The sequence below is a fragment of the Rubrivivax albus genome (assembly GCF_004016515.1).
Classification (GTDB): domain Bacteria; phylum Pseudomonadota; class Gammaproteobacteria; order Burkholderiales; family Burkholderiaceae_C; genus Rubrivivax; species Rubrivivax albus.
The window spans coordinates 205,780-229,386 of record NZ_SACT01000003.1 but is presented as its reverse complement, the minus strand read 5'-3'; the positions used below and the strand labels follow the sequence as shown (position 1 = coordinate 229,386).

Below are 23,607 nucleotides of genomic sequence, written 5' to 3'. Positions count from 1 at the left end.
GGTACATTCGTCGTCATCGATCCTCCGCCTGGAGCCCAGCATGACCACCGCCCCGGCCACCTACCCCCGTCTGCTCGCCCTCGTCGACGACTCCCCGCTGGGCCACGCCACGGCCGAAGAAGCAGTGCGGCTGGCGCGCGCCCTGGGCAGTGAGCTGCTGTTCCTGGCCGCCATCCCGCCTGCGCCGCCGATGATGGCCGAGGTGGACGTGGCCATGTTCGACCCCACGGCTGACCACGAGCGACTTGGCCGCGAGCAGGCCGGCCGCGCCTTCGCCAGCGCGCAGGGCCTGGCTCAGGCCGCGGGCGTGCCCTCGCGCACCCTCGTCACGGTGGGCGCCGACCCGGCCGAGGCGGCCAACCACGCAGCCAACGAACACGACTGCGCGATGATCATCGTCGGCTCTCACGGCCGTGGTGCGCTGGCGCGGCTGGTGCTGGGCAGCGTGATGGCGCACCTGACCAAGATCGCCGACCGGCCGGTGCTGGTGGTCAAGCTGCATGGCGATGCGTCGGCGGCTGCCCCGGCCGCCGCCACATGAACCTGGACCTGTCGACCGTCACCCGCTGGCTGCAGCAGCCGCTGTTCAAGGTCGGCGAGACGCCGGTGACGCCGGTGACGCTGGCGTCGCTGGCGCTGGCGGTGGTGCTGGTGCTGGCCATCTGGTGGCTGGCCGGAGCGCTGGAACGCCTGCTGCTGCGTGCCGCCCGCCGCGGTGCCGGCGCGCATGCCGACAACCCGGCCCACCTGGCGCGCCTGCACATGGTCTCGCGCCTGGCCCGCTACACGGTGTGGGTGCTCGGCACGATCGTGGTGCTCAACTACGTGGGGCTGGACCTCAGCAGCGTGGCGCTGGTGGGCGGCGCGTTGGCCTTCGGCCTGGGCTTCGGGCTGCAGAACGTCTTCTCCAACTTCATCAGCGGCATCATCATCCTGCTCGAAGGCGGCCTGCGCGTGGGCGACTTCGTCGACCTGGAGTCCGGCGTGCGTGGCCACGTGCGCGAGATCGCGATGCGCTACACCCGCGTGACCACCAACGACGCCATCGACGTGCTGGTGCCGAACTCCGAGTTCATCAACGGCCGCGTCATCAACTGGACCTTCGACGCCACCTACCGCCGCATGCGCGTGCCCTTCGGCGTGGCCTACGGCACGCCCAAGGAAAAGGTCCGCGAGGCCGCCATCGCGGCGGCCCGCACCGTCGAGGGCGTGCTCGACGACGCCGGCCACGAGCCCACGGCCTGGCTGGTGTCCTACGGCGACAGCGCGGTGAACTACGAACTCGTGGTCTGGGCCGACCGCCGGCTGACCACCTCGCCCGCCGGCACGCACGCACGGTTGATGTGGGCACTGGACGACGCGCTGGCCGAACGCGGTATCGAGATCCCGTTCCCGCAGCGCGACCTGCACGTCAAGAGCGGTGCGATCGACGTACGCCTGACGAACGCGTGAGCCCCAAGGAACGGGCAGGCCCGTCCCGGCCCCCGAGGGGCGCTGAAGAGCTTGGGGCGGCCCGGCGCCTTCCCTGACGGGCACGGTGCTTGCTGGCGGTCTTGCGGAGAAGCCGGACGTCACCGGCCCACAACCGTCGGAGTCCCCATGAGAGTGCAATCCCTTGCCGTGGCCGCCCGTGCCGCGCTCGCTGCTGGTGCATGCCTGGTCGCAGCGCTGCCCGCGTCGGCCCAGAGCAGCCTGTCGATGTACGGCCTGGTCGACATGTCGGTCGGCAGCTTCAAGAACCCGGGCGCTGACGCCACCAAGGGCGTGGTCAGCGGCAACATGACCACCAGCTACTTCGGCCTCAAGGGCAGCGAGGACCTGGGCGGCGGCCTGACCGCGTCGTTCGCCATCGAGTCCTTCATGCGCAGCGACACCGGCGCCGCCGGCCGCTTTAACGGCGACACCTTCTGGGCGCGCAGCAGCTGGGTCGGCCTGTCCACGCCCAGCCTGGGTGCGCTGAACATCGGCCGCAACACCACGTCGCTGTTCGTCAACACGCTGCTGTTCAACGCCTTCGGCGACAGCTTCGGCTTCTCGCCGTCGATCCGCCACACCTTCACCAGCGGCACCGTCACCGGCGACACCGGCTGGAGCGACTCCATCAAGTACAGCAGCCCGAAGTTCGGCGGCCTGAGCTTCACCGCCCACGTGGCAGCCGGCGAAGCCAATGGCGGCAAGAACGGCGGCCTGAGCGCGCTGTACTTCGGCGGCCCGCTGGCGCTGGGCTTCGCCTGGCAGTCGGTGTCCAAGGGCGACACGGTGGACAACACCAAGGCCTGGCAGCTGGGAGGCTCCTACGCGCTGGGCGACGCGAAGCTGTTCGCGCAGTACGGCAACGTCGACAACGACGCCACCGGCAACGGCTACGACATCACCGGCCTGGGCACCAGCGTCAAGTTCGGCGCCGGCAGCCTGCTGGCGCAGTGGGGCCGCATCAGCCCCGACACCGGCGCCAAGCGCACCACCTTCAGCCTGGGCTACGACTACTTCGTGTCCAAGCGCACCGACCTCTACGCCGTCTACATGAGCGACAAGCTCAGCGGCCTGAGCTCGGGCACCAGCTACGCGGTGGGCATCCGCCACCGGTTCTGACGGCAGCGGCCCGGCACGGCGGCGGTCACACCAGGCCGTAGTGCCGGGCCAACACCCAGCTCAGGCTGGCCCACATCAGCAGGAACAGCGGGCCGCCCACGCGCACGAAGTCGCGGAAGGCGTAGCCTGCGGCGTTCATCACCAGCAGATTGGTCTGGTAGGCCATCGGCGTGACGTAGCAGAGGTTGCAGCCGAACAGCACCGCCAGCACGTAGGGCTCCGGCGGCAGGCCCAGCAGCCGCGCCACCTCCACCGCCAGCGGCGTGCCGATGGCCGCCGCGGCGTTGTTGCTGACGAAGTTGGTCAGCACGCCCACCAGCCCCATCAGCGCCGCCAGCACCGCCATCGCCGGCCAGCCCTGCGTGAGCTGCACGAAGCCGCCGGCCAGGAAGCCGGTGGCCCCGGTGACGGTGAGCGCGTCGCCCAGCGCCAGGCTGGCCGCGACGATGAGCACCACGTTGACCGACAGCGCGCTGCCCACCTCCTTCCAGGCCACCGTGCGCGTGCCCAGCAGCACCAGCACGCCCACCAGCGCCGCCAGCGCGATCGGCACCCCGCCCAGGCTGGCGCTGCCCACCACGCCGGCCAGCGTGCCCAGCGCCAGCAGCGACTTGCGCTGCCGCGGCAGCGCCAGCCGCTCGTCCAGCAGCAGGCCCAGCGCGTCGCGCTGCAGGGCCTGCAGCGCTTCCGTGGGGCCCTGCAGCAGCAGCACGTCGCCGGGGGCCAGGCGCTGGTCGGGCAGCTGCTCGCGGGTGGACGTGGCGCCCGAGGCCTTGCGCAGGCCGATGAGGATCAGGCCGTAGGTGTCGGCAAAGCGCGCGCCGCGTGCGGTGCGGCCCACCAGCGGGGACTCCGGCGTCACCACCAGCTGCGCCGCCACCACGGCGTGCTCGGCGTCGGGCGCGCGCTCCTCGTCGATGGCATGCAGCTTGGCCTCCAGGCGCTGTTCGTGCTCCTTCAGCCGCTCGGCCGTGTCCTGCACCACCAGGCTGTCGCCGGCACGCAGCGTGGCCGTGGGCAGCGGCGCCAGCAGGGAACCGCCGGCGCGCCGGATGCGCCGCAGCGGCAGGCGGCCGCGGCTGCGTTTGAGCACCTCGCGCACCTGCGCGCCGTCCAGCCAGCTGCCGGCTGCCACGCGCAGCTCGGCCTCGAACACCGGCTGCGCCTCGGCCGTGGGCGCAGGGCTCACGTGGCGCAGCAGCCAGGGCGCCACCAGCCACAGGTACACCAGCGCCGGCGCTGCGGCCAGCGCCACCAGCGGGAAGAACTCGAAGATGCCAAAGGCCTGGGCGCCGAGCGACGCCGCCAGCGAGACGACGATCAGGTTGGTGGAGGTGCCGATGGTGGTGGCCATGCCGCCGATGAGCACCGCGAAGTTCATCGGCATCAACATGAAGCCCGGCCCTTGGCCGGCGCGCTTGAGCGCGGCGATCAGCAGCGGCATCAGCAGCACCACCACCGGCGTGTCGTTCATCACGCCGCTGGCCGCCGCGGCCAGCAGCAGCACCGCCAGCAGCGCCAGCCGAGGCGACTTCTCCACCAGCACCGCCAGCCGCCGCGCCGCCGGTTCCAGCGCGCCGGTGAGCACCAGCGCATGGCCCAGCACCATCAGCGCGCAGATGGCCACCAGCGCCGGATGGCCGAAGCCGCCGAAGAAGCGGTACGGCTCGACGTCCGGGTGCGGAAAGACGAAGAACAGCGTGGGCAGCAGGATCAGCACCGCCAGGCAGACCGAGCCGATCTGGAAGCGGTCGAGCGCGAAGGTGGCGAACACGCCCAGCGCAAAGACCAGCATCAGCACCGCGTGGCCGGACAGGGGGCCGATGGCCAGGAGTTCGAGCGACATGTGCGCAGGCTAGCGGAACGCGGCGTGCCCAGGGAAGCAGCCCCACGGCGGACACGCCGTTGCGACAGCGGCGTGACAGCGCCCGAACCTGCATGGTCCTTTCGGGCTGTCATGGACCCGTCCCGGCGGCTGCCCACGAAGACGGCTGTCGCAGCGGTTTCGGCCGCCATCACCGTCATCTGCATCGAGGTTTCCCATGCGCTCCTCTACTGCCCTCACCGGCACCGCCCTGGCCCTGCTGGCCGGCCTGTCCACCTCCGCCAGTGCCCAGCAGGTCACGCTGTACGGCCGGGTCGACCTGTCCATCGCCCAGCGCGCCAACGCGGCCGACAACACCGAACTGCGCAATGGCTCCGGCAGCCGCCTGGGCGTGCGCGGCAGCGAAGACCTGGGCGGCGGCCTGCGCGCCGTCTTCGGCCTGGAGCACCGCTTCGACGCCGACACCGGCGCCGCCGGCGAGCCGTTCTGGGGCGGCAAGTCGGTCGTTGGCCTGGCCGGCAGCTTCGGCACCGTGACCTTCGGCCGCGACGACAACCCGGCCGTCAAGATGGTGCAGGAAGCCGCCGACCCTTGGGCCGGCGACACGGTTGCCGGCAACGGCAACATCTACGACGGCAACGTCGGCAGCAGCCGCTACAGCAACACCATCACCTGGCGCGCCAGCTTCGGCGGCCTGGGCCTGGGCGCGCAGATCGCCGAGGGCGATGGGCTGGACGACCGACCGATGAACTTTGCCATCAGCTACGGCAGCGGCCCGCTCTACGTGGCCCTGGGCCTGGACAACCCGGGCAACGCCGACGACCAGTTCACCAGCGTGATGGCGCGCTACACGGTGGCCGGCGTGACCTTGTCGGCGCTGTACGGCACCGGCACCGACCGCAACGACCGCGACGTCGACGCCTGGCTGCTGGCGCTGAAGACCAAGGTCGGCGGCGGCGAACTGCGTGCCAGCTATGGCCAGCGCGACAACGAAGGCGTGGCCGACCCGTTCAAGCAGCTGGGTGTGGGCTACCACTACCCGCTGTCCAAGCTCACCACGGTGTATGCCGACCTGGTCAACGTCAAGCCCGTGGCCGCCGGCCGCGAGAAGACCGGCTGGGACCTGGGCATCCGCCACAACTTCTGAAGCCCGGCGGCGTGGCTCAGGGTCGTGTGCCGGCCGGCGTTAGAGTCGGCGGCACAAGACCAGGAGACCCGCCGCCATGCCGAAGGAGCATCTGCTCGCCCTCGACCAGGGCACGTCCAGTTCACGTGCCATCGTGTTCCACCGCAGCGGGCGCATCGTGGCCAGCGCCCAGCGCGAGTTCACGCAGCACTTCCCGCAGCCCGGCTGGGTGGAGCACGACGCCGAGGAGATCTGGGACACGCAGCTGGTCGTCGCGCGCGAGGCCCTGGCCGCCAGCGGCCTGTCGGCGGCGGACATCGCCGCCATCGGCATCACGAACCAGCGCGAGACCACGGTGCTCTGGGGCCGCCAGAGCGGCAAGCCCGTGCACCGCGCCATCGTCTGGCAGGACCGCCGCACCGAACCCGTCTGCGCCAGGCTGCGCGCGCAGGAGGGCGCACTCGACCTGGTACGGGCCGACACCGGCCTGCTGATCGACCCCTACTTCTCCGGCACCAAGCTGCGCTGGCTGCTCGACGCCGTGCCCGGCGCGCACCAGGAGGCCGCCGGCGGCTACCTGGCCTTCGGCACCATCGACAGCTGGCTGCTGTGGAAGCTCACCGGCGGGCGTGTGCATGCCACCGACGTGAGCAACGCATCGCGCACGATGCTGTTCGACGTGCGCCACAACGTGTGGGACCACGAGCTGCTCAAGCTGCTGCACATCCCGGAGAGCGTGCTGCCCAAGGTCTTCCCGTCGGCCCACGTCTACGGCGAGACCGACCCGGCGCTGTTCGGCGCGCCGATCCCGATCGCCGGCGTCGCCGGCGACCAGCAGAGCGCACTGTTCGGCCAGGCCTGCTTCACGCCCGGGCTGGCGAAGAACACCTACGGCACGGGGTGCTTCCTTCTGATGCACGCCGGCGAGCGCTTCCGCCCGTCGGCCCACGGGCTGGTGACCACCAGCGCGGCGCAGACCTCCGCCACGCCGGAGTTCGCGCTGGAAGGCAGCGTCTTCGTCGCCGGCGCCGTGGTGCAGTGGCTGCGCGACGGGCTGAAGGCCATCTCGTCCAGCGCCGAGGTCCAGGCCCTGGCCGCCAGCGTGCCCGACAGCGGCGGCGTGATGGTGGTGCCGGCCTTCACCGGCCTGGGCGCACCCTACTGGAACGCCGACGCGCGCGGCACCATCACCGGCCTGACGCGCGGCAGCACGGTGGCGCACATCGCGCGCGCGGCGGTGGAAAGCATTGCCTACCAGAGTGCCGCGCTGCTCGACGCCATGCAGGCCGACGCCAAGGCCATGGGCGCGCCGCCGCTGACCGAGCTGCGCGTGGACGGCGGTGCCAGCGTCAACGACGACCTGATGCAGTTCCAGGCCGACCTGCTGGGCGTGCCCGTGGTGCGGCCGCAGGTGGTGGAGACCACGGCACTGGGCGCGGCCTACCTGGCCGGCCTGGCCACCGGCGTCTACGCGGGGCGCGACGAACTGGCCGCGCTCTGGCAGGCCGAGCGCCGTTTCGAGCCGGCGATGACACGCGACGAGGCCGCCGAGCGCATGGCCCGCTGGGCGCACGCGGTGCGGCAGGCGACCGCCGCGTGACATCGCCCACCGGCGCCACGGCAGACGTCGCGCCGGCGCGTGCGGCCCCGACACCGGCCACCGTGGTCGCGCTGATCGCGCAGATCGCCTTCGGCCTCGTGGCCATGACGATCTGCCTGCCGTCGATGCCCGACTGGGGCCGCACGTTCGGCGCCTCGACGGCCGCCGTGCAGCTGAGCTTCAGCGGCTTCGTGCTCGCCTACGGGGTGTTTCAGCTGCTGTACGGCCCGCTGTCGGACCGCCTGGGCCGGCGGCCGGTGCTGCTGGCCGGGCTGGCGGTGGCCGCAGCCGGTTCGGTGGTGGCGGCCCTGGCGCCCAGCCTGCCGGCCCTGGTGGCCGCGCGCGTGCTGCAGGGCGCGGGTGCGGCCGCCGGCATGGTGGTGGGCCGCGCCCTGGTGCAGGACCTGTTCCAGGGCCCGGAGCGCACCCGCGTGATGGGCTTCGTCGGCATGGCCATGGGCCTGTGCCCGCCCGGGGCCACGCTGCTGGGCGGGCAACTGCACGAGCGTCTGGGCTGGGCGGCGAACTTCTGGTTCGTGGCCGCGTTGGCGCTCGTGCTGGCCGCCGCGTCGTGGCGGCTGCTGCCCACGGGACGGTCCGCGGCACACGCTTCACCCACCGCGCAGCCGTGGGCCCGCACCATGGCCGCAGCCTATGCGCGGCTGCTGCGCGAGCGCGCCTACCTGCGCTTCGTGGGCATCCTGGGCCTGACCACCGCCACCTTCTACGCCTTCCTGGGCGGCGCGCCGCAGGTGCTGGCCGCCATGGGTGTGGGGCCGGCGCAGATGGGCTGGGTGATCATGGCCATCCCGCTGAGCTACATCGTCGGCAACGGCCTGGCCACGCGCTGGGCGCGTGGCGTGGGTGACCGGCGGCTGATGCGTTGGGGGCAGGCACTGTCGGTGGCGGGCCTGGCGCTGGGCCTGGGTCTGGCGCTGACCGGCGCGCCGGCCCTGAGCGGGCCGGTGGCCTTTGCCGCGCCGCTGGTGCTGCTGGGCCTGGGCCACGGCCTGCTCATGCCGCCCACGCTGGCCGGCACCGTGGGCGTGGTGCCGGCGCTGGCGGGCGCCGCGGCGGCCGGGGCCGGGCTGACGCAGCAGCTCACCGGTGCGCTGGGCGGCTACGCGGTGGGATTCGTGCCCCATGACGGCGCAGCAGGGCTTCTCGCGCTGATGCTGGGCTTCACGCTGCTGGCCGCGGCGGTGCAGCGCTGGGCCACACCGCGCGGCTGATCGGCCGACGCGTTCCGTGCCTCAGGCGCTGCGCACCCGCCGACGCAAGGCGCCTGCCAGCGCGAGACCGATCGCTGCCAGGGCCCCGCTGGCCGGTTCGGGCACGTCGTTGCTGTCCGGTGGCGTGGTGTCATCCACCTGGGTCAGCAGTGCCCCGCTGTCGGACGTGAAGCTCAGGCCGTCGGACAGCTGCACGCTCAGTCGCGCCGTGTTGCCGAAGTCCGAACCGCCCATGCGTGGACCATAGGCCTGGACGTTCAGGCTGGAGAAGAACTGGAAGGCTTCGCCATCGGTGATGTCGTCGACCGTGACGCTGAGCACGATGTCGATGAGGTCGGCAGCCAGGCTGTTGACGGTGCAGCGCACCGGGCCCAGCCCATAGTTCCAGCCGCAGGTGGTGCCCGGGTCGAACGAAGCTTGCCCCGGGTTGGCGCCGTTGTGGTCCAGGTGGATGCGCCCCAGGACGTCGTCACCGCGCCGCTCGCTGTACAGGTCCAGCGAAGTGTCCATGGTGTTGCCGTAATTCCGGTGCGCCTGCCCCGTGAACGCGCCGGTGAGGTGCATGCTGAAGACAGCCTGACCACTACCGGCGAACACGATGCGGTCGGACGCGTCGAGGTAGGTGCCCAACTGGTACTCGCCGAGGTCGTCCGGGCCGCTGGCGTAGAGCAGCTTGGAGCGCATCACGCCTGTGGCCAGGTCGACCGACTGGCTGGTGCTCCAGGCGCCGCCGCGGTACTCGCCGCTCGCGTCGCCGCTGACGCCCCATGCGCTGGTCTGCTGCGCATTGCCATAGCCGCTGTAGCCCTGGTCGCTGTCGACGCAGCCCTGTGTCTGCACGCCACCCTGGACATACGGGGCGGTGATGCAGACATAGCTGGCCCAGGCGCTGGCGGGGGCGAACAGTGCGGACACGCAGGTGGCCAGCAGGAGCGGCTTGAGTCGGTGGTTCATGGCGTCGAAAGTGTTGGACCGGGTATTCGGTAACGCCAGTGTTCCCGGCGCAAAGGCTCGCCGGAGCCCCCGCAGCACGGGGTCGGTGGTTTGCGGGTTCGATCTGTGCCGGGGAGTCCACACGATCGCCCACGGCACCGAAGCTGGCTGAGCCGTTGCCGGCGGGGATCCTGCGTAAGCCGCCTTCGCGGGTTCGCCGTTGCGGCGGCACGACTGCGCGCCGGTTGGCGCCCGGTCCGCCTCAGCGCACGCCCAGGTCGGGCCGATCCAGGTCGAGCGCCGACTTCGGCAGCCGGCGCACCTCGCCGGCGCTCCCCAGCGCCTTGACGCCGTCGCCCGCGGCCGCCCAGTCGCCGGCGACGACGACCCGCAGCGACGCCGGCGTCCACCAGCGCGCGGCGTAGTCGCGCACCTGCTCGGGCGTGACGGCACGCACCGCGTCCACGCGCCCTTTCAATGCCGCCGGGTCGCGGCCGGCGGCCACTTCGCCGGTCACCAGGCCGGCCAGGCCGGCGGTCGTCTCCAGCCGGCGCGCGAAGCTGCCCACCAGGCTGGCCTGGCGTGCCGCCAGTTCCGCGGCGGGCGCCGGCTCGCGCGTCAGCCGCGCCACCGCGTCGCGCATCAGCTGCGCCACCTCGGCGGCACTCGCGTGCTTGGTCTGGGCCTGGCCGTTCCAGCGGCCGCCGGCCGGGTGCGCCTCGCTGCCACCGAAGGCGCCGTAGCTCAGGCCGCGCTCGATGCGGATCACCTGGTTCAGGCGCGCGGAGTAGCCACCGCCCAGCAGGGTCTGCGCCACGTCGCCCACCACCTCGTCGGCATGGCCCTGCGGCTCCGCCGGCGCGCTGACGACCACCGCGCTCTGGCCGCTGCCGGGCATGTCCACCCACAGTACCGGGGGCAACGTTGGCGCGGCGGCGCTGCCCTGCGACACCGGCGGCGGCGAGGCAGGGCGCGCCCAGTCGCCGAAGGCCTGCTGCGCCAGCGCGCGGGCACCGGCGGGATCGACGTCACCGGCGAGCACCAGCACCACGCGGTCGGGCCGCCACTGGGCGGCGTGGAAGGCACGCAGATCGTCGGCCGTCAGCCGGCCCAGGCTGGCCGGCGTGGCCGTGCGGCCGTAGGCGCTGTCGCCCCACCAGGCGCGGCCCGCCGCCAGGCCGGCCACGCTGCCGGGGCTGTCCAGCGCCACGCGCAGGCCGTCGAGGGCACGGGCGCGTTCGCGGTCGAGTTCGTCGGCGGCCAGCAGCGGCTGCCGCACCACGTCGGCCATCAGCGCCAGTGCGGCCGGCAGTCGGGGCGTGGTGACCGTCATGCCCACCAGACTGCTGCGCCAGCCGGTGGCGGTGTCCAGCGTGCCGCCCAGGGCCTCGGCCTGCCGTGCCAGCGTGGCGGCGTCGACGGGCTGATCGCCACGGCGCGCACCACGCGTCAGCAGCGTCGTGGTCATGGCTGCAAGGCCGGTCTTGTCGGCCGGATCGGCCTCGCGGCCTGCCAGCAGCAGCACCTGCGCCGTGACCAGCGGCAGCCCCGGCCGGGGCGCGACGACGATCCGCAGGCCGTTGCCCAGCGTCTGCGTGGTGAGGGTCGGCACGCCGATGGGCTGGGCCGGGCCGGGTGGCGGCGCATCGGGGATGGCCACCGGGGCGGCCAGGGTTGGGATAGCGGCCACGATCAGCGCCGCGGCCAGGAGATTCAGGGGCATGACGCGATTCATCGGGCACCCGCCTTTGCGGCTGCCGCGCTGTAGTGCACGGCCACCACCGGCCGCTCCAGAACGTGGCGGCGCATCACACGCTGCACGTCGGCCGCGGTGACGGCCTGCAGGCGGGCGACCTCGGCCTCGGCCTCGCGCGGATCACCGTGGTTCACGATAGCCCAGCCGGCCGCCTCGGCCACGCCAGTGGGCGACTGCCGGCCGGCCACCACGGCCGTCAGCAACTGCGTGCGCACCTTGTCGAGCTCGGCCTCGGCGATGGGCTGGGTGGCCAGGCGCTTCAGCTCGGCGTGCAGCGCCTTCTCCACCACGGCGGGCGTGCGGCCGCCGGCGGCCACGGCGTAGGCGGCCAGCATGCCGGCGTCGGCGTTCAGGTCGGCCCAGAAGCCGGCGCTTTGCGCCAGCTGATCACGGAACACCAGGGTCTCGGCCAGGCGCGCCGAGTCGCCCTGCGACAGCAGCGCCGAGGCCACCTGCAGCGCCGGCGCGTCGGCCGCACCGGCCTGCGGACCCTGCCACAGCAGGGCCACTGCCGGCAGCGGCACGATGGGCGCTCGCAGGTTCACGCGCCGGCCCTCGGTGCGGCGCGGCTCGGTCACGGTCACGCGCGGGATCGGTGTCTTCGGCGCGGTCAGCGGGCCGAAGTGACGGTCGACGAGGCGGTCCAGGTCCGCCGGGTCGAAACCGCCGGCGACGATCAACACCGCGTTGTCGGGCCGGTAGAAGGTGGCGTGGAAGCGCTGCACGTCGGCCAGCGTGGCGGCGTCGAGGTCTTCGATGCGGCCGATCACCGGCCGCCGGTAGGGGTGGCGCTGGTAGGCCAGACCGGGCAGGGCCTCGAACAGGCGGCCATACGGGTCGGCCTCCACGTGCTCGCGCAGTTCCTCCTTGACCACGTCGCGCTCGCTGGCGAGGTTGGCCGCGTCCACGCGCAGGTTCTGCATGCGCTCGGCCTCGGCCCAGAGCAGGCGCTCCAGGTGGTTGGCGGGCACGTCGTTGGTGTAGACGGTGACGTCGGCGGCGGTGAAGGCGTTGTTGCTGCCGCCCACGTCTTCGGTCAGGCGGTCGAAGGCCTCGTCGGGCAGCCTGGCCGTGCGCTTGAACATCAGGTGCTCGAACAGGTGGGCGAAGCCGCTGCGGCCCGGCGGGTCGTCCTTGCCGCCCACGCGGTACCAGACCTGTACCGCCACCGTGCCCGCACCGGGCATGGGCAGGCCGACGACGCGCAGGCCGTTGGCCAGGCGCTGGTCGGACAGCGGCGGCGGCGGCAGGGCCACGCCGTCGGCGGCCCGCACCGCCGCCGGCAGGGCCGACAGCGCGGCCGCGGCCTGCAGCCACCCGCGGCGCGCGATCACGGTTTCAGGTGCTTCGCCAGGAAGCGTTCCATCGCACCGTAGAACTCGAAGCGGTTTTCCTCGTTGGCGAAGCCGTGGCCTTCGTTGTCCTTGACGATGTACTCGACGTCCACGCCGCGGGCGCGCAACGCGGCCACGATCTGGTCGCTCTCGGCCTTGTTGACGCGCGGGTCGCGGGCGCCCTGGGCCACCAGCAGCGGCGTCTTGATCTTGTCGGCGTTGAGCGCCGGCGAGGTGGCCGTCATGCGCGCCTTGTCGGCCGCATCCTCGGGGTTGCCGACCATCTGGTACATCTGCTGGCGGAACGGCTCCCAGTACGGCGGGATGGTGTTCATGAAGGTGAACAGGTTGCTCACGCCCACGTAGTTCACCGCCGCGGCGTAGAGGTCCGGCGTCTTGGTCACGCCCGACAGCGTGGCGTAGCCGCCGTAGCTGGCGCCGTAGATGGCGATGCGCTTCGGGTCGGCGATGCCCTGCTGGATGAGCCACTGCACGCCGTCGGTGATGTCGTCCTGCATGGCCAGGCCCCACTGCTTGAAGCTGGCCTCCCAGAAGGCGCGGCCGAAGCCGGTGGAGCCGCGGAAGTTCATCTGCAGCACGCAGTAGCCGCGGTTGGCCAGGAACTGCACCTCGGGGTTGAAGCCCCAGCCGTCGCGTGCCCACGGGCCGCCGTGCGGGTTGACCACACAGGGCAGGTTCTTCGCCGGGCGGCCCAACGGCAGCGTGAGGTAGCCGGGGATCTCCAGCCCGTCGCGCGCGGTGTAGCGGATGGGCTGCATCGCGGCCATCTGCTCGGTCTTCAGCCAGGGCGAGATCTCGCCCAGCAGCGCCAGCGTGTCGGCCTTGGCGTCGTACAGGTAGCGGGCACCCTGCGTGCGGTCGTTGAAGGCGGCGACGACGTACTTGTCCTCGGCCAGCGTGGCGCTCTGCAGGATCAGGCTGTTGCCGGGCAACTGCTTCTCCAGGCGCTCGAACATGCGCCGCGTCTCGGCGTCGAAGTAGTGGCGGCCCGGCTTGTCGACGTTGTAGGCGGCCAGCGCCAGCGTCTGGCGCACGCGCGACCAGGCGGCGCCGTCCAGGTCCACCTTCGGATGCGCGTAGATCAGTTCCTCGGCATCTGGCTTCGCGGGGTCGATCAGCACCAGGGCCGCCTTGTCGCGCCCGCGGTTGCTGATGGCGTAGAACTTTGCGTTGGCCGCGTCGAAGAACTGCGGGTTGACCTGGGTACGGAAGTCGGTGGTCAGCAGCGGCTTGAAGGGCTCGGCTTCGGTGGCGCGGTACAGCAGCGTGTTGTTGACGCCATCGCTGGCCACGCCCATGCGCACGGCGCCGGTGTGGTCGGTCTGCCAGCCGATGATGTTGCCGGGGTTCTGCGCCACCAGGGTCTGGGCTCCGGTCTTGACGTTCACCCGGTAGACGTCGAAGGCGCGTTTGTCACGCTGGTTGTGCTGCACCAGGACGTGCTGCGGATCCTGCGGCAGGTCGTCGAGCACGGCGGCGCGCACGTTCTCGAACGGGGTCAGGTCGGTGATCTTGCCGCTGGCGGCGTCCACCGCCACCACGTGGAAGTTCTCGTCGCCGCCGAAGTCCTTGGTGTAGAGCAGCGTGTCGCCGCCCTTCCAGAAGTAGTTGCTGATGTCGCGCGCCGACTCGCGGGTGAGCTGGCGCGGCTCGCCCACCGGCCGGCTGCCGTCCAGCGGCTGCACGAAGATGTTCAGCCGCTTGGTCTTTCCGTCGTCGCCCAGGGCCGGCTGCATGAAGCCCAGGGTGCGGCCATCGCCGCTGACACGGTAGTAGCCGCGGTCGATGTTGCGGAAGAAGTCGCGCAGCGGGATCTGCGGCGGCACGGGGGCGGCAGCGGTGTTGGCGGCCATCGGCGTGGTGCCGGGTGCGGCGCAGCCGGCGATCAGCGCGGCCATGGTCAGGGCAGTCAGGGTGAGTCCGGATCGCAGGCTCATCGGGTCGGTTCCTGGTGGGGTGGTTTCAGGTGCGCGGATTGTGGCGGTCTCGCGCCAGGCCCTTGTAACGATGCGACAGCCGGTCCGGTGGACGGGACGAAGCGCCGGATCAGGCGCCCGAGCCGCGGCGCAGCGCGTCGGCCCGGGCGGCGATGGCGGCCCGCTCTGGCGCCGGCACCCGCGCCAGGTTCTTCACCTGCAGCGCCATGCGCGGGTGGCGCGCGAAGCGGGCCTCGTGGCGGGCCAGGAAGTCCCAGTACAGCGTGGTGAAGGGGCAAGCGTCGTCGCCCGTGCGCCGGTCGGGCCGGTAGCGGCAGCCGGCGCAGTGGTTGGACATGCGGGCGATGTACTGGCCGGTGGCGATGTAGGGCTTGCTGGCCATCGGCCCGGCACCGGCGGGCCGTCCGTCGGCCTTCACGCCGTCGGCGTACTGGCTCATGCCCAGCGTGTTGGGCAGTTCCACCCACTCCACCGCGTCCACGTAGACGGCCAGGTACCAGGCGTGCACCTGATTCGGGTCCACGCCGAGCAGCAGCGCATACAGCCCCGTGACCATCAGCCGCTGGATGTGGTGGGCGTAGCCCAGGCGCAGCGTCTGGCCGATGGCGTCACGCAGGCAGGCCATGTCGGTGTCGCCGGTCCAGTAGAAGGCAGGCAACGGGGCGTGGGCGTCCAGCGCGTTGCGGTCCAGGTAACCCGGCATCTGCGTCCAGTAGATGCCGCGCACGTACTCGCGCCAGCCCAGCACCTGGCGGATGAAGCCTTCGGCCGACGCCAGCGGCACGCGGCCGGCGCGGTAGGCGGCCTCGGCCGCGGTCACCACCTCGCGCGGGTTCAGCAGCTTCAGGTTCAGCGCCGCCGACAGGTGGGCATGCCACAGCCAGGGTTCGCCGGCCCACATGGCGTCCTGCCAGCGGCCGAAGTCCGGCAGCCGTTCGTCGACGAAGAGCCGCAAGGCCTGCAGGGCCTGGTCGCGGGTGACGGGCCAGTCGAAGGCCGACAGGTCGCCCGGGTGATCTGGGAAGCGCTGCGCCACGGTGACCAGCACCTCGCGCGTGAGCGCATCGGGCGCAAAGCCCGCGCGCGGCGGCACCGGCGGTGGGCCGTCGGCGCCGAAGCTGCCGCGGTTGTCGGCGTCGAAGTTCCACTGGCCGCCGCAGGGCTGGTCGCCGTCCATGAGCACGCGATGGCGCTGCCGCATCTCGCGGTAGAAGTACTCCATGCGGAGCTGCTTGCGGCCCTTGGCATGGGCGGCGAAGTCGCGCACGGTGGCGTAGAAGTGGCGGTCGTCGCGCAGGTCCAGCGGCAGGCCGTGCGCTTTCCCCGCGCCGCGCAGCGCCTGCAGCACCCGCCAGTCGCCGGGCGCGCTGAGCACCAGGCCGGCCGGGCGCAGGCGGGTGATGTCGGCCGCCAGCGCATCGGACAGTGTGGTCACGCCCGCGTCCAGCGACGTGTAATGCACCGTCCAGCCGTCGGCGCGGCGCTCCGCCGCGAAGTGGCGCATCGCGGCCAGGAACAGCGCGGAGCGCACCCGGCTGGAGCGCACGTGGGTGGACTCCTCGGCCACCTCGGCCATCCACAGCGCGTCCCGCGCCGGGTCGAAGCCGTCGAAGGCGCTGGACGCGGCGTCGAGCTGGTCGCCGAGCACGATCACCAGGTGTCTCATGGCGCGGCCTTGCGGCGCCGGCAGGCGTCGGAACAGTACTTCACGTCGGCCCAGTTCTTCGCCCAGGCGCGGCGCCAGCTCATCGGTCGGCCGCAGGCCACGCAGGGCTTGCTGGGCAGGGTGGCCTTGTTGCCCTTCCAGCCGGCTTCGCGAGACGCCGCCATCAGAACAGCTCCTGCTGACGAGTGTCCTTGCCGGCCTTCACGGACGTTCCGCGGCGCTGCAGGCCCGCGCGCGGCAGGCCGCTCTTGCGCGAGCCGTGGCGCTGCTGGATGGCGTCGGCCTCCTGCCGCGCTTCGGCGGTGCGGCGCAGGCCGTAGAGCCGTTCCCTGGCCGCAGCGAGGGCGGTGCGCTCGTCGACGATGGGCTTCGGGTAGGCGGGCGTGCCGAGCTCCGGCACCCAGCGGCGCACGTAGGTGCCGTCAGGGTCGTGGTCCCGGGCCTGCTTGGCCGGCGAGTAGATGCGCAGCGTGTTGATGCCGGTGGTACCGCTCTGCATCTGCATCTGCGACCAGTGGATGCCGGGTTCGAAGTCGAGGAACTGCCGGGCCAGGAACAGCCCGGGTTCGCGCCAGTGCAGCCACAGGTGGTAGGCGGCGAAGCTGACCAGCATGGCGCGCATGCGGAAGTTCAGCCAGCCGGTGGCGCGCAGCTGTCGCATGCAGGCGTCCACCATCGGGAAGCCGGTGCGGCCCTCGCACCAGGTCTCGAAGCGTTCACGGTCGAAGTGGTCCTCCCGCAGCCCGTCGCAGGCGCGCGCGAAGTTGCGGAACTCCACCGCCGGCTCGTCCTCGAGCTTCTGCATGAAGTGGCAGTGCCAGCGCAGCCGGCCGGCGAAGCCGCGCAGGCCGTGGGCCAGCGCGCGGTCGGGCGTGCTGCGGATGGCGGCCTCGGTGGCCTGGTGGACCTGGCGCATCGACAGCGTGCCGAAGGCCAGGTGCGGGCTCAGGCGGCTGCAGCCGTCGGCCGCGGTGAGCGGGCTGGACAGTGCACGCCGGTAGCCGCGCGCGCGGCCGGCAACGAAGTCGTCCAGCAGCGCCCGTGCCGCAGCCTCGCCGGCGGCCGGCAGCGGCCGGCTGGCGGGTGCCAGCGGCAGCGGCGTGGCCCGCGGCGGTTCCAGTCCACGCCAGCCGGCCGGCACCGCCACCTGCGGCGCCTCCATGCGCGCCTGCCAGCGGCCGGCCCAGCCCCGGCGGTTCTTCAGGGGCCGCACGACGCCGGTCTGCGGCCACTGGTGCCAGGCCACACCCGTGGCACGGCACCACGCGGCCACGGCACGGTCACGGTCGTAGCTCCAGCCGGGGCCGGTCTCCTCGTGGCTGAACAGGTGGGTGAAGCCATGCCGGGCGTGCAGCGCCTGCAGCACCGGCACGGCGTCGCCTTCTTCGACCCACAGCGGGAGGCCGCGCGCGGCCAGGGCATCGCGCAGCGGCGCCACGCAGGCCAGCGCAAAGGCCAGGTGCTGCGGGTCGCACTCCGGGCTGCGCCGCCACGCCGGCTCCAGCAGCCACAGCGCCGCCGCGCCCTCGGCCAGCGCGGCTTCCGCCAGCGGCGCGTGGTCGTGCAGGCGCAGGTCGCGCTTGAGCCAGACCAGGGCCTTCATCGCTGCGTCGAGAACGGCCTCACTTCACCAGCGGCCGGATGGTGGTGAAGCCGCCGTCGACGGCGATCACCTGGCCGGTCAGGCGTGCCGCCTCGGGGCCGAGCAGCCAGGCCATCACGTCGGCCACGTCCGACGCCGCCTGCACGCCGCCCAGCGGGTACTGTCGCGCTGCCGCCTCGCGCATGGCCGGCAGCTTGAGCATGCCGGCGGTCATCGGCGTCTCCGTCATGCCGGGGGCGACGGCGTTGATGCGCATGCCCTGCGCCGCATGGGTGGCCGCCGCCGCGCGGACCAGGGCCTCCACACCCCCCTTGGCCGCGGCGATGGCCTCGTGGTTGGCCACGCCGATGCGGGCGACGACGGAACTGGCGAACACCGCTGCACCGGGTCCGCCCCCCAGGGCCGTCACCCAGGCCTGCAGCGTGAAGAAGGCGCTGTCCAGATTCACGCGCATCAGCTCGCGCCAGGCCTCGGCGCGGGTGCGTGCCAGCGGCGCGATCAGCGTGCTGCCCACGCAGTGGGCGAGGGCCGCGGGCGTCTCGCCCAGGCCCTCGCGGGTGGCCGACAGCGCCAGCGCCGCGCCGTCGGGCGTTGTGACGTCGGCCACGATGCGCAGGGTCGCCGGCACGGCGGCCAGGCGGTCGGCATCGCGGCCGACGGCAGCGATGCGCCAGCCGCGTTCGTGCAGGCGGGCGGCCAGCGCGCGGCCGATGCCGCCGCTGGCGCCGGTGATCAGGACGGAGGAGGACATGGTTGGTCTCCGGAAGCGGATTCGTTGGCGGCGCGCCGGGCCCATCGCTGCAGCGTGGGCCGCAGCGGCAGGAAGGCGCGGTAGGCGAGCTCCATCAGCGCCGTGACCCCGGGCACGCGGGCGACGGCGGCCAACCAACGCCAGCCCGGCAGGCGGGCCCAAAGCGCGACGAAGGCAGCCGCGCCGCTGAGCAGGCGGCCGTCGGCGTGCTGGACATGGAAGCGGCGCAGCAGGTCGTCACGGCGCTGACCTGGGGGCAAGGGCGCTGCGGGCGCGCTGACGTCGGTGAACGCCAGCGCTTCGGGTGTGTCGGACTGCGATGCCAGGGCGCGGTAGTGCGCAATCTCACGGCTGCACAGCGGGCAGGCGCCGTCGTAGAGCACGGTCAGCGTGTCGGCGTTGGCGGCGGTGGGCGGGCAGCGGTCGGTCATGCCAGGAGGGCCTCGGCCTGCTTCAGGCCACGGGTGGCGCGTGTCCACCACTGCGAGAAGGAACTGCAGGGGCGCACCACCGGCGGGAACAGCATTGGCGGCGGCGCCACCTCGGCCCAGCGGTTCAGCCACGGGTCGAGGTGCGGATTGCCGATGGTGCGCACGCGGCTGGCGGCACGGAGCGCGCGGCCGATGGTGTCGGCATCACCGTGCCAGCTGCGCGACGCCAGCGCCTGCAGGCGCTGGCCGACGAAGTGCCAGCGCGCCGGCACCCAGGGCCAGCGGCGGTGCCAGTCGGCGATCAGCACGCCCAGCACGACCACGTCCGTCGGCAATTCGGGCGGCAGGTCTGCGAGGTGGAAGGGGTGCACCAGCCAGACCTCCCGGTCCGCCACCACGGCCGGGTCGGGGGTGGTGGCACCCAGCCACGCCGGCGGATCGGCCTGCACGGGCGGCATGGTGTCGGCAGCCTCGCCGACGCCGGCCGGCCAGGCCTGCGGTGTGCGTGCATGGGCATCCAGCGCCGCGTACGAGGTGTCCAGCGGCGTGCCCTGGCTGTGCCAGTCCGCTGGCGCGAAGCGGGCCACGTTCTCGGCGTTGAACAGGTAGGGCTTGGCGCCGGCGGTGCCGGCCACCCACTGCCAGCTCAGGTGGTTGCTGGCCAGGTCGCCGTCGAGCAGGCGGCCCAGCAGCCAGTCGGCCCCGGTGCACCAGTGGACCTTGCGGCCGTGCACCAGGTAGCTGGCCAGCCACAGCCGCGCGTGGTTGTGCAGGTGGCCCGTGGCACGGAGGTTGGCCACGGCCCGGTCGATCACCGGCACGCCGGTTTGGCCGGCGGCGATGTCGGGCGGCATCTCGCGGGCATAGGCCGCTTCGGGCAGCGGACCGGGGTGCCACGCCTCGAGGATGCCGTCACCGTGGTGGGCCCAGGCGTGTTGGAACCACTCGCGCCACCCCAGCTCGGCCACCAGCCGATGCTGCACCGGCAGCGGCCCGCGGGTCAACACGGCCTGCAGGACGTCACGCAGGCTCAGCAGGCCATGGGTGATGTAGGGTGACAGGCCCGTGACGGCGCCGCCCAGGTGGTTGCGCGTGCGGGCGTAGGCCGCCGGCTGCACCCTGGCCAGGCGTTGGTGGGCGGCGGCCAGGGTCGGCTCGTGTGCAAAGCCATACTGCATGGTTCACGTATTGAACCATGTCGTTCAATCTTTTGCCGTCGCTTGGACTTGTGGGCTCAGGGATGCCGGTACTGTCGCGCAGCTGACCCCAGAAAGTCGATTTCCCGTTCGAAGTGGGCGCCCACACGTTCGGCCAGCCGGATCGACGGTGCGTTGTCCGGCCGGATCAGGCTGATCAGCGACCCGGCCCCCAGCCAGCGCCGCCCGTGGGCGATGGCGGCGCGCACGGCCTCGGTCGCGTAGCCCTGGCCCCAGGCCGGGCGGGCGAACAGCCACGCCACTTCCTCGCCCGGCCAGCCCTCGGGCTGCAGGAAGCCGGCCCGGCCGATGAGCGCGCCGTCGGCCCGGCGCTCGACGGCCCAGCAGCCGCGCCCGCGCAGCGCCCATTCGCCAAGGTGGAAGGCCATCTGCCGCCAGGCCACGTCCCGGTCCACCGGGCCGCCACTGCCGATGAAGCGCATGACCTCGGGGTCGCCGACGATGGCAGCCCAGCTGTCCAGGTCCCCCGGACTGAATGCGCGCAGGCGCAGGCGGGGCGTGAACAGTTCCGGGATCATGGGCGCGGCGCCACTTGCACGTCGGTGCGCACCGAGTTGGCGATGAAGCAGGCGGCGTGTGCCGCGTGGTGCAGGCGCTCGACCTCGGCCGGGTCGGGCTGGCGGTCGCCCACGAAGCGCACGGCCGGGCGCAGCACGACGGTGGTCATCGCCAGACGGCCGTCGGTGTCGGCCGCCAGCGTGCCTTCCGCGTCGTCGGCGTAGTCGTCCACGCACCAGCCGGCGCGGCAGGCCAGGTCCAGGAACCACAGCATGTGGCAGCTCGACAGAGACGCGACGAACAGCTCCTCGGGGTCGACCGCGGCCGGGTCGGCATAGGGTACCGGCACCACCGAGGGCGAGGCCGAGCCCGGCAGTTCCACGCCGCCATCGAAACACAGCCGGTGCACGCGGCTGCAGCGGCGGTCGGTGAAGGGCTGGTCGCCGCGCGACCAGCGGACCTGGGCGGCATATCGGCTCATCGCGTATCGTGCCTCGCTTCGACAGCGGAGATTGTGACCGTGGCCCTGACCCTGCACTACTACCCCAGCAACGCCAGCATGACGCCGCACCTGCTGCTGCGCGAGCTGGGCGTGCCGTTCACCCTGCAACTGGTCGATCGCGCGCAGAACGCGCACAAGTCGCCGGCGTACCTGAAGCTCAACCCCAACGGCCTGATCCCGGTGCTGCAGGACGGCGAACTGGTGCTGTACGAGACGGCGGCCATCGTGCTGCATCTGGTGGACACGCACCCCGAGGCCGGTCTGGCCCCACCGGTCCGCACGCCCGAGCGGGCCGAGTTCTACAAATGGCTGGTGTGGCTGTCCGGCAGCCTGCAGGCCATGATGCCGCACTACTTCTACAGCGAACGGATGGTGGCACCTGGCAACGCGGCCGGCGCGGCCGAGGTCAAGGCGCAGGCCGAGGCCCGCATCGCGGCGATGGTGGACCAGATCGACCAGCGCTTGGCCGTGCAGCCCTGGATGAGCGGCGCGCAGTTCGGCGCGCTGGACCCGTATGCCTTCATGCTTTGCCGCTGGACGCGCGGCATGCAGCGCCCGGCGCGCACGCTGCCGCACGTGGGCCCGTGGCTGGCGCGCATGCTGGAGCGGCCAGCGGTGCGGGCCACACTGGCGGCCGAAGGGCTGCAGCCGCCATTCGTCTGAGCGGGGCAGCGCCTCAGCGCCAGGTGGCGCGGCCAGCGTCCTTGGCCGCGTAGAGGCGCTCGTCAGCCAGCGACAGCAGCGCGTCGAAGCCATCATGCGGCCCGGCCTCGACTCCGCCCATCGAGAAGGTCACGCCGTGCGGCGACGACAGGCCGGGTGTATCGACCACCGCAAATGCCGCGAGCAGGCGCGCGAACACACCGCCCAGTTCGTCGGCGCGGGTGCCCGGCAGTACCAGCATGAACTCCTCGCCGCCCCAGCGGCCCAGACGGTCGGGCGCGCGCAACACCTGCGGCACCACCCTCGCCAGGGCCTGCAGCAGCGCGTCTCCGGCCGGGTGGCCGAAGCGGTCGTTGACCTGCTTGAAGTGGTCCAGGTCCAGCAGCGCGATCGTGAAGGGCAGCCCGAGCCGTTGCGACTGCGACAGCTGGGCCCGCGCATAGGCCTCGATGGCGCGCCGGTTGGGCAGGCTGGTGAGTTCATCCCGCAGTGCAAGGTCCGTCAGTTCGCGCCGGCTCCGCCAGGCGCGCCAGCCGAGCATGGCGACGCCGACCAGCACCAGGCTCAGCACCGAAAGGCCACCCCACAGCGCGCGCTGTGTGGCGGACTGCGCCTGCACGGTGAGCTGTGCCGCTTCTTCCCGGTGCTTGAGCGACGCGATCTCCGCGTCGCGTCGCGCCGTGTCGTAGCGCGCCTGCAGAAGCAGGACCTGGGTGTCGCGGCCCAGTTGCCGGGCCTCCTCGTCCAGTGCGCGTGCCCGCTGCATCTGCGCGTAGGCCTGGGCGTGCTGGCCCAGGCTGGCGTAGGCCTCGGCGAGGGCCAGCGCCATGTTCCGCCGTGACTGTGGCAACTCGCCCCCGAGGTCCAGGGCCACGGCACGGGAGAGGGCACGCGGCAGGTCGGCGTGCCGCAGCGCCGCCATGGCGCGCAGCCGCAGCGCGTGGACGTTGACGATGCGTGTGCCGTCGCCCAGATCCGACAGCAGGGCCTCGGCCTCGGCCAAGGGTCTCAGGGCGTCCGCGGGCGCCTGGCCCTCGACGTCGAGGGCCGCCATCTGGATCAGGGCTGCCGCGATGCCGGCACGGTCGCCGAGGTCGCGGCTGATGGCCAGCGCCTGCTGCAGGAAGGGCAGGGCGTCGGCCGGCAGGCGCAGGTCCGCCAGCGCGATGCCGGCGGCATAGGTCACGAGACTGCGCAGGTAGCGACCCCGACCAGGGGCCACCGCCGCGTCCGCGCGCGCGAAGTGCGCCAGCGCCCGGTCGCGTGCGTCTGGCCGACCGCGGTCCACCGCCACGATCTGGCCCTGGGTCAGCGCTGCCTGGGCGCCGAAGAAGGCCCAGCCGGTGCGCTCGCTGCAGTCGGCCAGCGCTTCGGCCGCCCGCCAGGCCTCGTCGAGGCTGTCGATGGCATGGAGGGTCCAGGTTTCGATGTCGAGCAGTTCGCAGCGCAGCACGGATGGGCCGGCCGGAAGGCTTTCCCGCAGCGCCGTCAGCGGCTTGATCTGTGCCGGCCCGTCGGCACCGAGACCGGCCAGGCGCAGCTGGGCGGCCTTCAGCCAGGCAGCGGCCTCCGGCGGGGCCCCCGGCGCGGCTGCCAGGGCGTCGGCAGCGCGCTGCAGGCTGTGCGCCGTGGCCTCGTCCATCTCCAGCGCGGATTCCAGCCGTGCCACGGCCAGCCAGCGCCAGAAGCGCTCTTCACCCTGGGCGAGCACGGCGCGGCGGCGCTCGGGCTCGAGCGCGGCCATCGGGTCGTCGATCGACGCCTCCAGCGTTTCGGCCAGCACGGCAGGCCAAGGTGCGCGATCGGGCGCAGCGGTTGCGGTCGCGGCCAGCATGCCTGCGAGCAGCAACCCCAGGCATCCGCGCAGGACAGTGTTCATCGTGAGCGACGTATCGGCCGCTGCGGGCGACACTGAAGGGG

General features: G+C 72.6%; 21 protein-coding genes. 7 read left to right on the top strand and 14 right to left on the bottom strand.

Annotated features, from left to right (window positions below; genetic code table 11):
* Positions 1–40: 40 nt before the first annotated feature.
* From ENE75_RS11720 to ENE75_RS11710, 3 genes are all read left to right on the top strand, one after another.
* Positions 41–541 carry a universal stress protein gene (locus ENE75_RS11720; RefSeq protein WP_158288923.1) on the top strand — a complete coding sequence of 167 codons (501 nt, stop codon included), beginning with the start codon at positions 41–43 and terminating at the stop codon, positions 539–541.
* On the top strand, positions 538–1,452 hold the full coding sequence (locus tag ENE75_RS11715; RefSeq protein ID WP_128198485.1) for a mechanosensitive ion channel family protein: 915 nt from the start codon (positions 538–540) through the stop codon (positions 1,450–1,452). The genes ENE75_RS11720 and ENE75_RS11715 overlap by 4 nt, the downstream gene beginning before the upstream one ends.
* A 147-nt stretch (positions 1,453–1,599) precedes the next feature.
* Positions 1,600–2,592 carry a porin gene (locus ENE75_RS11710; RefSeq protein ID WP_128198484.1) on the top strand — a complete coding sequence of 331 codons (993 nt, stop codon included), beginning with the start codon at positions 1,600–1,602 and terminating at the stop codon, positions 2,590–2,592.
* A gap of 25 nt (positions 2,593–2,617) precedes the next feature.
* Here the strand turns inward: ENE75_RS11710 and ENE75_RS11705 are convergent, their stop codons facing one another.
* The gene (locus ENE75_RS11705; protein ID WP_128198483.1) at positions 2,618–4,438 is read right to left on the bottom strand and encodes an SLC13 family permease; all 1,821 of its coding nucleotides are present in this window, start codon (positions 4,436–4,438) and stop codon (positions 2,618–2,620) included.
* Positions 4,439–4,634: 196 nt separating this feature from the next.
* On the opposite strand from ENE75_RS11705, the gene ENE75_RS11700 reads away from it, so the two are divergent.
* The 3 genes from ENE75_RS11700 (at position 4,635) to ENE75_RS11690 (ending at position 8,375) form a co-directional block, all read left to right on the top strand.
* Complete coding sequence (locus tag ENE75_RS11700; protein ID WP_128198482.1) at positions 4,635–5,564, top strand: porin; 930 nt, start codon at positions 4,635–4,637, stop codon at positions 5,562–5,564.
* 76 nt (positions 5,565–5,640) lie between these two features.
* On the top strand, positions 5,641–7,143 hold the full coding sequence (glpK, locus tag ENE75_RS11695) for a glycerol kinase GlpK (protein ID WP_128198481.1): 1,503 nt from the start codon (positions 5,641–5,643) through the stop codon (positions 7,141–7,143).
* Complete coding sequence (locus ENE75_RS11690; RefSeq protein ID WP_128198480.1) at positions 7,140–8,375, top strand: MFS transporter; 1,236 nt, start codon at positions 7,140–7,142, stop codon at positions 8,373–8,375. The genes glpK and ENE75_RS11690 overlap by 4 nt, the downstream gene beginning before the upstream one ends.
* A gap of 21 nt (positions 8,376–8,396) precedes the next feature.
* Here ENE75_RS11690 and ENE75_RS11685 read toward each other — a convergent pair whose 3' ends face one another.
* The 12 genes from ENE75_RS11685 to ENE75_RS11630 form a co-directional block, all read right to left on the bottom strand.
* Positions 8,397–9,329 carry a PEP-CTERM sorting domain-containing protein gene (locus ENE75_RS11685; RefSeq protein WP_128198479.1) on the bottom strand — a complete coding sequence of 311 codons (933 nt, stop codon included), beginning with the start codon at positions 9,327–9,329 and terminating at the stop codon, positions 8,397–8,399.
* A gap of 241 nt (positions 9,330–9,570) precedes the next feature.
* Complete coding sequence (locus ENE75_RS11680) at positions 9,571–11,031, bottom strand: M16 family metallopeptidase (RefSeq protein WP_158288922.1); 1,461 nt, start codon at positions 11,029–11,031, stop codon at positions 9,571–9,573.
* 8 nt (positions 11,032–11,039) lie between these two features.
* Positions 11,040–12,398 (bottom strand): M16 family metallopeptidase, encoded by a 1,359-nt coding sequence (locus ENE75_RS11675; protein ID WP_128198477.1) that lies wholly within the window; start codon positions 12,396–12,398, stop codon positions 11,040–11,042.
* The gene (locus ENE75_RS11670; protein ID WP_375138485.1) at positions 12,395–14,356 is read right to left on the bottom strand and encodes a S9 family peptidase; all 1,962 of its coding nucleotides are present in this window, start codon (positions 14,354–14,356) and stop codon (positions 12,395–12,397) included. Before ENE75_RS11670 ends, ENE75_RS11675 begins: the two co-directional genes overlap by 4 nt.
* A gap of 109 nt (positions 14,357–14,465) precedes the next feature.
* The gene (locus ENE75_RS11665) at positions 14,466–16,022 is read right to left on the bottom strand and encodes a cryptochrome/photolyase family protein (RefSeq protein ID WP_128198476.1); all 1,557 of its coding nucleotides are present in this window, start codon (positions 16,020–16,022) and stop codon (positions 14,466–14,468) included.
* On the bottom strand, positions 16,019–16,186 hold the full coding sequence (locus tag ENE75_RS11660) for a DUF2256 domain-containing protein (protein ID WP_128198475.1): 168 nt from the start codon (positions 16,184–16,186) through the stop codon (positions 16,019–16,021). The genes ENE75_RS11665 and ENE75_RS11660 overlap by 4 nt, the downstream gene beginning before the upstream one ends.
* Positions 16,186–17,625: a cryptochrome/deoxyribodipyrimidine photo-lyase family protein gene (locus ENE75_RS11655; RefSeq protein ID WP_128198474.1), complete on the bottom strand. Its 1,440-nt coding sequence runs from the start codon at positions 17,623–17,625 to the stop codon at positions 16,186–16,188. The genes ENE75_RS11660 and ENE75_RS11655 overlap by 1 nt, the downstream gene beginning before the upstream one ends.
* A 19-nt stretch (positions 17,626–17,644) precedes the next feature.
* The gene (locus ENE75_RS11650) at positions 17,645–18,376 is read right to left on the bottom strand and encodes an SDR family NAD(P)-dependent oxidoreductase (protein WP_128198473.1); all 732 of its coding nucleotides are present in this window, start codon (positions 18,374–18,376) and stop codon (positions 17,645–17,647) included.
* Complete coding sequence (locus tag ENE75_RS11645) at positions 18,358–18,807, bottom strand: thiol-disulfide oxidoreductase DCC family protein (protein ID WP_128198472.1); 450 nt, start codon at positions 18,805–18,807, stop codon at positions 18,358–18,360. Before ENE75_RS11645 ends, ENE75_RS11650 begins: the two co-directional genes overlap by 19 nt.
* Positions 18,804–19,985 carry an FAD-binding domain-containing protein gene (locus ENE75_RS11640; RefSeq protein WP_128198471.1) on the bottom strand — a complete coding sequence of 394 codons (1,182 nt, stop codon included), beginning with the start codon at positions 19,983–19,985 and terminating at the stop codon, positions 18,804–18,806. The genes ENE75_RS11645 and ENE75_RS11640 overlap by 4 nt, the downstream gene beginning before the upstream one ends.
* 56 nt (positions 19,986–20,041) lie before the next feature.
* Positions 20,042–20,542, bottom strand: coding sequence for a GNAT family N-acetyltransferase (locus ENE75_RS11635; protein ID WP_233259035.1), 501 nt, complete (start codon positions 20,540–20,542; stop codon positions 20,042–20,044).
* Complete coding sequence (locus tag ENE75_RS11630) at positions 20,539–21,003, bottom strand: OsmC family protein (protein WP_128198470.1); 465 nt, start codon at positions 21,001–21,003, stop codon at positions 20,539–20,541. Before ENE75_RS11630 ends, ENE75_RS11635 begins: the two co-directional genes overlap by 4 nt.
* Positions 21,004–21,042: 39 nt before the next feature.
* Between ENE75_RS11630 and ENE75_RS11625 the strand changes: the two genes are divergently transcribed.
* Complete coding sequence (locus ENE75_RS11625) at positions 21,043–21,687, top strand: glutathione S-transferase family protein (protein WP_375138484.1); 645 nt, start codon at positions 21,043–21,045, stop codon at positions 21,685–21,687.
* 13 nt (positions 21,688–21,700) lie between these two features.
* Here the strand turns inward: ENE75_RS11625 and ENE75_RS11620 are convergent, their stop codons facing one another.
* On the bottom strand, positions 21,701–23,566 hold the full coding sequence (locus ENE75_RS11620; RefSeq protein WP_128198468.1) for a GGDEF domain-containing protein: 1,866 nt from the start codon (positions 23,564–23,566) through the stop codon (positions 21,701–21,703).
* Between the last annotated feature and the right edge of the window lie 41 nt (positions 23,567–23,607).

Coding starts and splice junctions, on each gene's coding strand:
- ENE75_RS11720 (WP_158288923.1), top strand. CDS start 41: ATGACCACCGCCCCGGCCACCTACCCCCGTCTGCTCGCCCTCGTCGAC.
- ENE75_RS11715 (WP_128198485.1), top strand. CDS start 538: ATGAACCTGGACCTGTCGACCGTCACCCGCTGGCTGCAGCAGCCGCTG.
- ENE75_RS11710 (WP_128198484.1), top strand. CDS start 1,600: ATGAGAGTGCAATCCCTTGCCGTGGCCGCCCGTGCCGCGCTCGCTGCT.
- ENE75_RS11705 (WP_128198483.1), bottom strand. CDS start 4,438: ATGTCGCTCGAACTCCTGGCCATCGGCCCCCTGTCCGGCCACGCGGTG.
- ENE75_RS11700 (WP_128198482.1), top strand. CDS start 4,635: ATGCGCTCCTCTACTGCCCTCACCGGCACCGCCCTGGCCCTGCTGGCC.
- glpK (WP_128198481.1), top strand. CDS start 5,641: ATGCCGAAGGAGCATCTGCTCGCCCTCGACCAGGGCACGTCCAGTTCA.
- ENE75_RS11685 (WP_128198479.1), bottom strand. CDS start 9,329: ATGAACCACCGACTCAAGCCGCTCCTGCTGGCCACCTGCGTGTCCGCA.
- ENE75_RS11680 (WP_158288922.1), bottom strand. CDS start 11,031: ATGCCCCTGAATCTCCTGGCCGCGGCGCTGATCGTGGCCGCTATCCCA.
- ENE75_RS11670 (WP_375138485.1), bottom strand. CDS start 14,356: ATGAGCCTGCGATCCGGACTCACCCTGACTGCCCTGACCATGGCCGCG.
- ENE75_RS11665 (WP_128198476.1), bottom strand. CDS start 16,022: ATGAGACACCTGGTGATCGTGCTCGGCGACCAGCTCGACGCCGCGTCC.
- ENE75_RS11660 (WP_128198475.1), bottom strand. CDS start 16,186: ATGGCGGCGTCTCGCGAAGCCGGCTGGAAGGGCAACAAGGCCACCCTG.
- ENE75_RS11655 (WP_128198474.1), bottom strand. CDS start 17,625: ATGAAGGCCCTGGTCTGGCTCAAGCGCGACCTGCGCCTGCACGACCAC.
- ENE75_RS11650 (WP_128198473.1), bottom strand. CDS start 18,376: ATGTCCTCCTCCGTCCTGATCACCGGCGCCAGCGGCGGCATCGGCCGC.
- ENE75_RS11645 (WP_128198472.1), bottom strand. CDS start 18,807: ATGACCGACCGCTGCCCGCCCACCGCCGCCAACGCCGACACGCTGACC.
- ENE75_RS11640 (WP_128198471.1), bottom strand. CDS start 19,985: ATGCAGTATGGCTTTGCACACGAGCCGACCCTGGCCGCCGCCCACCAA.
- ENE75_RS11635 (WP_233259035.1), bottom strand. CDS start 20,542: ATGATCCCGGAACTGTTCACGCCCCGCCTGCGCCTGCGCGCATTCAGT.
- ENE75_RS11630 (WP_128198470.1), bottom strand. CDS start 21,003: ATGAGCCGATATGCCGCCCAGGTCCGCTGGTCGCGCGGCGACCAGCCC.
- ENE75_RS11620 (WP_128198468.1), bottom strand. CDS start 23,566: ATGAACACTGTCCTGCGCGGATGCCTGGGGTTGCTGCTCGCAGGCATG.